Source organism: Streptomyces pluripotens (assembly GCF_000802245.2).
Classification (GTDB): Bacteria; Actinomycetota; Actinomycetes; order Streptomycetales; family Streptomycetaceae; genus Streptomyces; species Streptomyces pluripotens.
Genome location: NZ_CP021080.1, coordinates 5680041 through 5691346 on the forward strand (window position 1 = coordinate 5680041; position 11306 = coordinate 5691346).

General features: G+C 66.9%; 6 protein-coding genes. 1 reads left to right on the forward strand and 5 read right to left on the reverse strand.

Annotation, left to right across the window (positions count from 1 at the left end; genetic code table 11):
• Positions 1–122: 122 nt before the first annotated feature.
• Entirely contained in the window at positions 123–1451 is a 1329-nt protein-coding gene (locus tag LK06_RS25525; RefSeq protein WP_043434898.1) for a class I SAM-dependent RNA methyltransferase, read from the forward strand.
• 646 nt (positions 1452–2097) lie between these two features.
• On the opposite strand, the gene LK06_RS25530 is transcribed toward LK06_RS25525, so the two are convergent.
• The 5 genes from LK06_RS25530 to LK06_RS25550 all read right to left on the reverse strand — a co-directional run bounded on the left by LK06_RS25530 (position 2098) and on the right by LK06_RS25550 (position 11259).
• Positions 2098–5280 (reverse strand): RNaseH domain-containing protein, encoded by a 3183-nt coding sequence (locus LK06_RS25530; protein ID WP_052319021.1) that lies wholly within the window; start codon positions 5278–5280, stop codon positions 2098–2100.
• 201 nt (positions 5281–5481) lie between these two features.
• Positions 5482–8769, reverse strand: a complete 3288-nt coding sequence (locus tag LK06_RS25535; protein WP_234367500.1) for a hypothetical protein — start codon at positions 8767–8769, stop codon at positions 5482–5484.
• Positions 8766–10031: a restriction endonuclease-related protein gene (locus LK06_RS25540; protein ID WP_043434904.1), complete on the reverse strand. Its 1266-nt coding sequence runs from the start codon at positions 10029–10031 to the stop codon at positions 8766–8768. The genes LK06_RS25535 and LK06_RS25540 overlap by 4 nt, the downstream gene beginning before the upstream one ends.
• Before the next feature lie 86 nt (positions 10032–10117).
• Complete coding sequence (locus tag LK06_RS33430; RefSeq protein WP_159025338.1) at positions 10118–10912, reverse strand: hypothetical protein; 795 nt, start codon at positions 10910–10912, stop codon at positions 10118–10120.
• Positions 10909–11259, reverse strand: coding sequence for a hypothetical protein (locus tag LK06_RS25550; RefSeq protein WP_052319024.1), 351 nt, complete (start codon positions 11257–11259; stop codon positions 10909–10911). The genes LK06_RS33430 and LK06_RS25550 overlap by 4 nt, the downstream gene beginning before the upstream one ends.
• Between the last annotated feature and the right edge of the window lie 47 nt (positions 11260–11306).

The following is an 11306-nucleotide window of genomic DNA, read 5'->3' on the forward strand; positions in this document are numbered from 1 at the left end:
CGAGCCCGGACCGAAGCGGGGCGGCGAACACGTAGACTGGTGGGCTGTTGTCCGGCCCACCCGTCGCGGCCGTTCCGCTCTCGCCGCCCGTCATCGATTTTCCGATCTGGAGTCACCCCACCATGCAGGCAGAACCGACCAAGTCGCTGGTGGGTGAGGAGTACGAGGTCGAGATCGGCCCCGTTGCCCACGGCGGCCACTGCATCGCCCGCACCACCGAGGGGCAGGTGCTGTTTGTCCGGCACGCCCTGCCCGGTGAGCGGGTGGTGGCCCGGGTGACGGAGGGCGAGGAGGGCGCCCGCTTCTTGCGCGCCGATGCCGTCCGGATTCTGGAGGCAGCCAAGGACCGCATCGCAGCCCCTTGCCGCTTCGCCGGCCCAGGCCGCTGCGGTGGTTGCGACTGGCAGCACGCCAAGCCGGGCGCCCAGCGCAGGCTGAAGGCCGAGGTGATCGCCGAGCAGCTCAAGCGGCTCGCGGGTCTGTCCCCCGAGGAGGCGGGCTGGGATGGCACGGTGGTTCCCGCCGAAGGGGACAAGCTGCCCTCCGGACAGGTCCCTCAGTGGCGCACGCGGGTGCAGTACGCCGTCGACGCCGAGGGGCACGCGGGCCTGCGCCGCCACCGCTCGCACGAGGTCGAACGCATCGACCACTGCATGATCGCGGCAGAGGGCGTCAGCGAACTCGGCATCGAGAAGCGGGACTGGTCCGGCATGGAGTCGGTGGAGGCGATCGCGGCCACCGGCTCACAGGACCGTCAGGTGATCCTCACCCCGCGCCCCGGCGCCCGCCTCCCGCTGGTGGAATTGGACAAGCCGGTCTCGGTACTGCGGGTGGACGAGAAGTCCGGTGGCGTCCACCGCGTGCACGGCCGCCCCTTCGTCCGCGAACGTGCTGACGGCCGTACCTACCGCGTGGGCAACGGCGGCTTCTGGCAGGTCCATCCCAAAGCGGCCGACACCCTGGTCACCGCCGTCATGCAGGGCCTCCTGCCCCGCAAGGGCGAAACGGCTCTGGACCTGTACTGCGGAGTCGGTCTCTTCGCCGGCGCCCTGGCCGACCGTCTCGGGGAGAAGGGCGCGGTCCTCGGCATCGAGTCCGGCAAGCGGTCCGTGGAGGACGCGCGGCACAACCTGGCCGACTTCCCCCGGGTCCGCATCGAGCAGGGCAAGGTCGAATCGGTGTTGCCGCGCACCGGGATCACGGAGGTCGACCTCATCGTCCTGGACCCGCCCCGCGCGGGCGCGGGACGCAGGACGGTCGAGCACCTGTCCTCCCTGGGCGCCCGCCGGATCGCCTACGTCGCCTGCGACCCCGCCGCGCTGGCTCGGGACCTGGGGTATTTCCGGGACGGCGGGTACCGGGTCCGGACGCTGCGAGCCTTCGATCTGTTTCCGATGACGCATCACGTGGAGTGTGTCGCCATCCTCGAACCGGCCGCGAAGGGCTCCTGACCTGCGGTTTTGCCCGTGTGCATTATGTGCGGTGTGGGCGTTACGGGCGATATCTTGACGCCGAAATGACGCTCTTGACGCTCATTTGACGCTCGTTCTGATGGGGCGTTAGGTAGGTTCCGGGGTGCCGTGAACTGGGGTGTAGCGTGGGCGGCCTGTCTGACGCCCAAGGGGTCGTGCGCGCCCTCGACGGCCGAGTAGGTGTGCTTGCAGAGACATCCGCTGTGTGCGCCGTGTGACTGTGGCGTCGGTCACCGGGCACCCGGCTGTTACGGCGACCTGGATCCCGGGTTCACCCGGGACGTGACGTGACTCGGCCACCAGGGCAAGGGGCAAACAGGAGTTGAGGCTTCGCGCCGAGCAGGACCTGGAGCGCGCCCAGGACCTATTCCGCGCGAGCTGAGCGGCAGCGTAGACGGCGGCAGCGGTCTTGTGCAGGCGCACTCCCTGCTTCGATCCGATGATGTCTCTCGATGGACGGGCGAGTAGCGGCGGCGGGCTATGAATGATGCGGAGGATCGCCAGTTCGGCCAACCGGCGATCCCCCGCTATGTTGTGCCGCTTCCACGGCCTCTTGGTTGAGGCTGTCGAGGCTTACTGAGCGACCGTCGCCCCCGTAGCGTGCAGCCCGTTGAGGATGGCTGGTCTACTCCTGGTCGGCGGTCTGTTGTGCGTCGCCAGTCGCTTCCGCCTCATTGTCCTCCTGAGGGGCGGTGCGGCGGTACTGCGGGTGGTCCAGGTCCATCTGCTGGGCCGCGTGGAGATGGACGGGGTAGCGGGTTCGGTTGCTCCATGCCAGGGGGCGGTTGCACAGGCGCGCGGTGAGGTTCGCGAGCACCTCCTGGCCCACCCCCGGCGTCAGTGGCAAGGGGTAGATCTCGGTGCCGTTCATCGTGTACCAGTTGGCGGCGACCTCGTTCTTCGAGATGTTGCCCTTTTCATTGGAGCCGTGGCCGGCGGTCCACCGGGTTTTGTCTCCGCCGAGGCGGCCCGCCCCGTTCCCGTCATACTGGTGAGGGACGTTCGACAGGATCCAGGTGGCGGGGCCGAGGTCGGTGTCGAGCCGGTACAGCGACGTCGTGGTGCTGTTCGCGCCGATCAAGTTCCCGTCCGCGTCGAACCGGCTGACGCTGATCGGCTGCGGCACCTCGTCCGCGCTTTTGTTGATCCGGATCACGGCGATGGGCCGGTCATGATGGCGCAGCGTGCTGCCGGGGAGCCAGGTGTCTCCGGGGTCTCCGGTCAGGCCCTGCTTGTTGTTGTGGAGGCCGCCCCACAGCCTGCGGGTTCCGACTCCGTCCACGGTGACGGTGTAGGGGAGGCGACCGATGCGGACGGTCAGGTCGGAGAGGGCCTGGTCGATCTGCTCGGCGACCTTCTTGTAACCCTGGTTGTCGTCGACCAGCTCGGTCATCTTGCCAGTTGGGTAGTCCAGGGCGTGGAAGGCGGCGATGGCGTCGTTGTAGTGCTGCCACTTCGGGTTGGTGTAGCTCCAGCCGTGGAGCGTCCAGGCGCCTCCCTCTACGGAGGGAGGTACCAGGGCGACTGCGGTGATGCAGATCTTGGCCTTCTCTTTGGGGTGTTGCTTGCTCTGTCGGCGTACGTGGATCCCGACGTGTGCGACGCCATGAGGTGCGTGGGCGCCGATGGGGTCGATCAGGGCTGTGTCGATGCGCTCGTCGAGGATTCCGATGTTGCGGTGCAGGTCGACGAGGGAGTAGAGCGCCTGGTGGTCCTTGCCCTGGTCTCGCTTGCGTTTGGTTTGCTTCATGTCGGCGATGTACTGCGACACGATGCCCCTCTGGGCGATGATCCGGCGTCCTTGGTACTTGGCGTCGGACTCGTCGTTCTTCGCCCGCAGGCGCCGGTCTCGCCGGTTCTCGGCAGCTTCCTCCTCGGTGGTGTCCTCGATGGACTCGGCCGTGTACTCGGTCTCTGCCCAAACCGCTACGAGCGTTCCCGGTTCTCGGCGAAGGGAGGGGAGTCCGTCGACCAGCCCGGCCCGACCCGTGGCGGGGCCGTGCGCGAGGAAGGCGGGGGCGTGGTGGAACACGACGCTGACGGTGTCGCCGTGCAGCGGGACGGGGACGCCGTCGGAGGGGTCGATGCTCGTGGCGGGCAGGCTGTAGGCGTCACACAGCCCGTTGATCATGCGGGTGCGGTTCTCGTCCTTGCTCCACAGACAGACGATTCGCAGGTGCTCGTACCCCATGGACGTGAGGGAGCGGGTCACCTCGGCCGGGGCAGGGAGAGGGTTCTTCGGGTCGTTGCGGGGGAATCCGCGGGTGCTCAGGTGAATGTCTGGGCTGGTCGCGGCGTCGCCGAAGACGTCGCGGATGTGCCGGTCCAGCTCGCGCATGTGGTGCATGCCGACGCCGCGCCCGATGGGGAACTTGTAGCTCTTGCCCTGAATGGGGCGGATCTTGCTGTCCGGGCCGATCGGGGGGAGTGCTTCCCGGATCTCACCCTCGCCGCTTTCGGTGTCTTGCGTGGCGGCGTCGTAGTCGGCCTCGGCCTGGGCCCGGTTCTGGATGAGGCTCAGGGTGGTGTAGTCCATGCCGAGCTTGGAAAGGATCTGGAGCGCCATCCGGTTGATCCGACGGATCTTGCCGCGGCCGTCCAGCTCGACCTCGATCAGCGGGAGTCCGGGGTCGGCCTGCTCGACCAGCACCTTCCGTGCGTAGGCCAGGCTGGACTTGAGGCGTGTCACCTGGGAGGAGGCCAGGATCACGGGGCGGGAGAGGTTGGGGAGGGTCTTCATGGACAGCCGGATGCGTGCCACGGCGTGCGCGGTGCCGTTCTTGTTCGACCAGGGGTGGCCCCAAGCGATCAGGCCGCCCTCACTGTCCGGGCGGAGTGTGATCTCCTGCCCGTCAACCTTCCACGGACGCGCGGCCAGGCGGATCGACAGGTCCCACGTCACCGTCCGGTACACCCAGCCCGGTGCGTCCGGCTGACCGTTCTCGTTGGTGATGAGGTAGTCGGCGAGGAGGCGGCGTTCCTCCGGGGTGCTGGCGACCTTCACGGCCAGCGGGTCGGGATTGTTGAGGCTGATCTGGTCGATGGGCGTGCCCATGGCCATGCCGACCATGAGGGTGAAGGCGTCGCGGAGGGTGTCGTCGTCGATCTCGACGCGGGTGACGAGGACGCCGGCCCAGGGGTCGAAGTGGACGTAGCCACCGGTCAGGCAGCGCAGCGCGGTCGTGACGATGGAGTGGGGAGCCTGGACCTCTTCTCGGCCGGCGAGGTCCTTGTACGCGCGGTCGAAGCCTCTCCAGAGGTTCTTGAACCCGTTGTCGAACTCGCGGACCATGACGGCGGCGCCATCGAGGAGCTGCGGGGTGCACAGGTACGCGGCGACGTTCAGCCGCTGCTTCTTGTTGACCCTGGGCGGTTGGCCCGTGAGGGGCTGAGCGGTCATCGGGGTGCGTGCTCCGTTTCTGGCCGTACGGCGGTACGCCGGGATGGGGGAGTGCGAGGCAGAGGAGAGGCTCTCGTCATCGGGTGCCGCGTCGCCCGCCGGCCGTGATTTGCGGCCGATCAGGCAGTCGTCTTTGGTGAGGTAGCTGCCGAGACGATGGATGCCGATGAAGTAGTGGAAGCGCAACTTGCCGGCCATCGCCGGGGGAAGAGCGCCGTAGACAGGGCAGAGGTGTACCTGATCCTGGCCGGCGAGGAGAGCTTCGGCTACCGAGGTGAGTTCCCGCGGCGATCGTGCTGCGGGCTTCTGGAGCAGGCGGATGATGTCCAGGGCCTGCGTGTAGGTGTAGTCCGTGCGCCGCTGGAGCTTCCGGGCATCCTTCTGCAACGGGTTCTGCCGCTTGGGCATGTCTGTTCCCTCGCGCGGTATCCCATGCTTCCCGCCGAGACGTTGACGATGCCTGGCAGTGATGTGCGTGCCCGAAAACGGGACTTCTTCGCGCGGGTCCAACGGGGCCTTTGGCCAACGGTCGCTGCATGGGAGCTTCCGTCATTCGCCTGGGCAGTGCGCGTCCAGCCGTGCGTCACCATAGCACGGCTGGACGGGCGATCAATGACCTTCTGATTCCCCGGAGTTGATTCCGGCGTACGCGAGGAACGCGGCGAGCGCTTCGCGGTAGATAGCGTCCATTCTCCGCCGGACGTCCGGAGTCCACTTCTCGTGCATCCGGCGCAGGATGTTCTTCAGGTCGGACTTCCACGAGTCGTTGTGGAAGGCGTAGTCCACCAGGTGCAGCGTCATGTCCGTGCCGCCGCGGCGGGCCCGGCCGGCGAGCTGGATCATGTCGACGATCATCCCGGCGACGATCTCCTCCTGAAGGGTCTTGTGGGCACTGACGAACCCGGGGGCGGAGCGCATGATCAGCCGAAGCCGGGACCAGGCCGCCTCTCGCGCCTTGTGAAGGACTTCCAGAGGGTCACTCGCGGGAGTGACGGCGTTGATCCCGGCAGCGTTGATGGAGGCGTACATCTCCGGAGGGTCGGTGAGCAGAGCGAGAGGCCGCGTGCACAGGTAGACGCTGGTGATCGCCGACCGGCGGCCGATGACGATGTTCAGGCCGCGCGCGATCCTCGCCATGGGAACGACGAGGATCTTCCCGCGCTTGGGGAACGTGGTGAACTCCTCTGGTGTCAGCTCGATGACGCCAGGAGGGAGCTTGATGGCTTCCCTGAGCCGGTCACGCCGGTACTTGTCCGGGGGGACCGCGACGCACAGGCCGTCGCGGTAGTCGCCGGACGCGTAGATGCCGGCAGCGATGTGGCGGCAGTGCTCGTAGGAGTTGACGACGACCGCCACGTGCGCGCGGTCGGGGTCGTTTTCGAGGAGGTCGGCGAGCTCGGGGTGGATCCTGTCGGTGTAGAGCTTCTCCCCGAGCGCGTTGAGGGCCTTGCTCTTGAGGTGCTGGGGGAGACCGGAGATCTGGATGTCGCGGTTGAGTGCGTCCTTGAGCGGCGCCTGCATGGCGCTGATGCTCTCCGGGTCGGCGTCGGTCATCCACCACTTCACGTGGCCGTGGACGTGCTCGCGTACGGCCTGGGGGAAGTAGGCGGTCGCCGACAGGCCCATGACCGGGCGCTCGACGCCGGCCAGCACGAGAGACACGATGCCGCCGAGCTGCGCGGTGTAGGTGTGGGGATCGCCGGAGATGCTCTGCGAGGTGAGTTCGGCGGACTTCTCCGGGTCGTCCAGGCCGGTGACTCGGTAGCCGAAGACGCCTTTGCCGAGCATGCCGTAGGGCAGGATGCCGGACGCCACGCCGGTCTCCAGCTTCTCTCCGAGTTTCTGAGCGGAGGGGAGTCCCGCGGCCTTGAACTGAGCGGTCTTCCCTCGGAGACGCTCAAGGGTCATGTCCAGTTCGGCCAGCCATACGCGGATGATCAGAAGCTCGATGGCCTCGCCCCGGTCATAGCCGTTGGGGACGGCGTCCTTGAGAATCTTGTCCATCGCCGATCGGGCCTGGGTGAGCAGGTCTTCTCCCCGTGACGCGAGGAGGTTCCCCAGCACCTCCCGCACCTCCTTCAGATGCGGTTCCAAGGAGATGTCGTGGATGCGGCCCGGGGGAAGCGCGTCCTCGGACGATTCCGGGTGCACAGGGTGCAGGGCGTTCAGCTTGTCGAACAGCTCGGCCGGGATCTCCTGGGCGTCGGTGACGTCCTCCTCGGGGAACAAGAGCGTGATCAGTCGCCGGTCCCGCGACCCGGACAGGTGCCACATGCTGCTGTTCGAACCGTGGGTGTCCTTCGCCTCGTCCCGTCCCTCGTAGTAGCGCAGGTGAAGCTCATCGGTACACAGCGCGGCAAGGAGGAATTCCGCCAGGTAGCGGGCGTGACTGATGGTGGGGCACAGCTCCTTGATCGCCTCGGACGACATGATCCTCTGGTCGTCGTCCAGATCCCGAAGGGGAACGCTCTTTCGCTGCCGGGAGTCAAGGACCAGGTCGCTGGAGCACATGTCGACCGCTACCGACTGGAACTGGTCGACCTCGTCGATCAGGACCGCGTGTGAGCGGCGGAACGCGAACTCGGCCACGGACAAGTCGCCGGCCTTCCTGCCGTCGAGCATGACGCCGATGTGGAACCGCCCGGCCATGAAGTTGTGGTGGTTGGTCACCACGACCGCGGCCTCGCACGCCTGACGCTGCTGCTCGTACTTCCCGCAGGTCTGCATCCACGAACAGGACCGACTCCCCGTCATCGGGGGGATGGGACCCAGGTACCGGCACGACTCGCTGCCCGGCGGGTACGGGTGAGTGCTGGTCGTCGCGTGCTTGAGAGCACACCCGTAGGAGAGGGTGTCGATACGCCACAGCGTCTCGTCGTCCTGGCCGATGAGAGGGCCCTCGATGCGGGAGACCAGCTTCATGGCCCGGTCGTGGAGCCGGGAGGGCGACATCAGAGGAGCACAGGTCTTCGTACTGCCGAGAGCCCTGAGGTCTTCCTTGATCTCCCACGCGGCGGACAAGGTCGCCTCGACGGTCGGGAGAACCAGAGTGATCGCGTACCCGTTGACCGCGAGCCAGGACGCCGCGACCCGCACAAGGACACTCTTCCCGGTTCCGGTAGGGGCATTGAAGATCTCAATGGGCCCGGCAAGGAGCATCAGGGCGTCACCGACGCTGATGTCGTCGGTCGTGTGCAGCTCGTCGAAGAGCTTGGACAGGACGTCGAAGAGGTACCCTTCCTTGCCGTGTTCCTCGTAGCGGACCCGGTCGACCTCCCTCGCGTGCTCCAGAAGATCAGGGGTGGCGATCTTCAGGTCCGGCTCGTAGGGGAGCGTGTGCACCTCGGGGAGGTCATCGAGGTCCTTCCCGCTGGTGAAGGTGCCGGTTGCCGCGATGACCGCCCGGCCGACGATCTCACCCTTTCCCGACGCGTACCGCTTGGCCGTCAGCCACGTCCCCGGCCCTGCCGGGGGATGCGCTCTCCTGCGCCCGTACGACTTCGACAGCCTCTCCAGCATGCGGTCGACGTGGGCGAGGAGATCGCCGCCGACCCGCGGCCTCGCGGACACCGCGCTGCCGGGATCCCCCACGGCCTCGAACGGGATACCGCCATCCGGAGACTGCTCCGCCAGGCAGCCACGTACGAAACGGGTGAACACCCCCGATGAGGCGAAGTCCTGCCGCCCGTAGTGGATGACACCGGCGATCCGCTGCTTGTCCGCGAGCGGCATCTCCCGCCACTGGTCCCACAGGTCCAGGTGGCCGGTGAAGAAGAACGACGCGTGACGGAACGACGCCACCAAGCGGCCCTCATCGTCCTTCTCCGGGAAGTAGTGCGCCGCCAGGGCCAGCGCGGCGGACGCCGAACCGACACCCTTCGACAGCTTCTTCGTCACGCCCACGTCGCACCCGCTTCCTGGCACACCTTCGCGCCGAAGTCCCCGGCGGTCGCCACCCGCATCCACTTCCGGCTGACGTCCTCCAGCAGCGGCACCGTGTCGTACCGGAAGTCCGGAACGACCAACCAGTCAGCACCGCCTCCGTCACCCCGGTCGGCGGTGATCTTGTCGGCTAGGAGCGTCGCGTGGGTGTAGTCCTTCACATCGACCTTGAACTCAGTCCTCGCCCCGTGCTTCCGCGACACCGTGACCAGCAGGTCGTATGTGTCCATATCCGGCCATAGTGCCACGGTCACCCCCTTCTTCTTCAGGGCCGGCCTCGACAGCGCGTCATACAGGCCCAGCTCGGGAATCCCCGGGATCGTCGTGCACCGCCACACCCCCCGCACCAGGGCCCGGTGCCCCTTCTCCGGGGTCGGCTCGGGGATCCGGTCCGTGATGTCCTTGAACAGGACGCTCGCACTCCCCTCGGGCTTCAACGGCCTGCCGACGGACCGCAGCTCCGGTGCCTTGCCGCTGTCCGGAACCGTGAACTCGTACCGCGCTCCCTGCCGGGCGTGCGGCCGGTGGAAGCAACGGACCTTCCCCGCGGAGCCGCGCTTCTCGCCATGCAGCGTGATCTTCATGGGCCACGAGCAGAACGGGCACGCGAACCACCACCGTTGGTCGTAGAGCGCGTCGAACCGGATAGGTTCGTAGAACTCGTCGAGCTTCGCGGGGAGATCAAGACGGCGAAGTTCCCCGGCCGCCCCCGCCGGAGTCGTGATCAGGGCCGACCGCCATGCGCAGTAGGACTCCTGCGAGCGACCCTTCAGCAGTTCACGGTGCACCAGTGTCTGGTGCAGCTCGTCGCTGACCCGATCACCCATCGCTGACCGTCCGTTCCACGACGCCTTCTCGAGCGCCTCAAGGACGGTCCGCTGCTCCAGCTCCAGATCGTAGGAGTCCTCCTCGAACTCCCCGTCCTCGGTGATGGCGTAGAAGCCCGACATCTCGCCGGCGTCCACACCGTCGGGCAGGAGCGCCGACAGGTCTTCCGTCAGCATCTCCCGGAACTTGGTGAAGGTCAGGGGCTTTCCGGGACCCCACGCCCAGAGGATCCTCGCGTGGGCGTCCATCATCTCTTTGAGGCGGACTTCTGGGTCTGTGCTGCTGTCGGACCCGGTCAATGCCCTCGCGGCCATGGCGGCAGCGGTCATGACGACATGCCGGACCTCAGCGTCACGCAATGAACTGGCGGAAGTAGAGCGTGTGTTCACCTGGTCGACCTTAGGTGTGCACCGATGTCCCGCAGCGATCTGAGTGGTAATTCATCAGTTCGGGTGATGAAGTGTGCGGAAGCCTCTTACGCAAGCTCCACGATGGGGACGTTTGGGTACATGTCTCGATAGGCGTCCCGGTATTGGGTGATGTGCTGGCGTCCGGCGTCAGTCAGGCGCCACCGGTACTCCCTCACGAACGCCTCCTCGCCTTCCCCTTCGGTCACCGGAAACTCGTCGATCAGGCCGCGGCTGCCTGCTCCTCGAGGCCCGTTCGGTCGGTATCCCGTTCCCAGGTAGAACCTCGACCTCCCCCACATATCATCTTCTGATAGGCCATCCGGTTCGGCAGAAGCCACTTTCATCAGGCTGGACCACAGCCACTCTGAAAGCAGGTGCGCCGGCCGCCGTGGCGGAAGTGCTTCACCGAGGCCAGCTCGCGCGCAGGCTCGGCCCAAGCGGGTGAGTTCCACCAGGACCCGTGGAACGAAGCCCAGGGGAAACACTTCGACCTGGTCCTCCGAGAGCATGACAAGTCCGCGCGTGGCGAGAGCCTTGAATGTCTGGCCGGCGCCGGCGTCGTGTTCGCCCAGCACCCGTAGGCGGTCCTGAAGGGCCGTGTACCCCGTGAACTCCGGGTCGGCTTTGATCGTGAACGGGACTTTTCTCCACTCCGCCGCAGGAATCCGCTTTCCCGAAGCGGCCGCCCGTGCAGCCGTCACCTGACGCTCAGCTTCCTGGTCCTCCTGGTAGCAGGCCGTCAGATAGATGCGCTGCCGGTCATTGAGGCCCTCCCAGATCTCCGCTGCCCGTACGGATGGGTGTGTCCTGCCCTTGGAAGAGGGCTTCGGAGGGACGTCATCAGGTCGGCTCTGCATCACGCGTCCATCAGAACCCGGGGAAGGACTCCGTACGTCCGGGCCAGGGCGCCGGTCAACAGCCCCGAGGCTTTCGGGCGCCGCAGCATCTTCCCTGCCACCTTCCTCCCCTCCTCCAGGTCCCGGATCTTGCGGTGGTCGATGAGTTGTCCGTGGCCCGTCGGGTCTCTCCGTAGCCGGGCTGCCACGCTAGCTGCTGTGAGGCCGGCCGCGTACCGAAGGTCAACCAGGGACACTTCTCCGCGTGGGCTGGCGATCAAGTCGTCCGGGGCGTATTCCAAGACCAAGGCCAGATCCCCCAGGTCAGACACCGAGGGCGAATGCACGCCTGCCTCGTAGTAGTGGATCAACGGGCAGACACCCCCATCCGGTCTGCCACGTCCTCTGGGGACAAGCC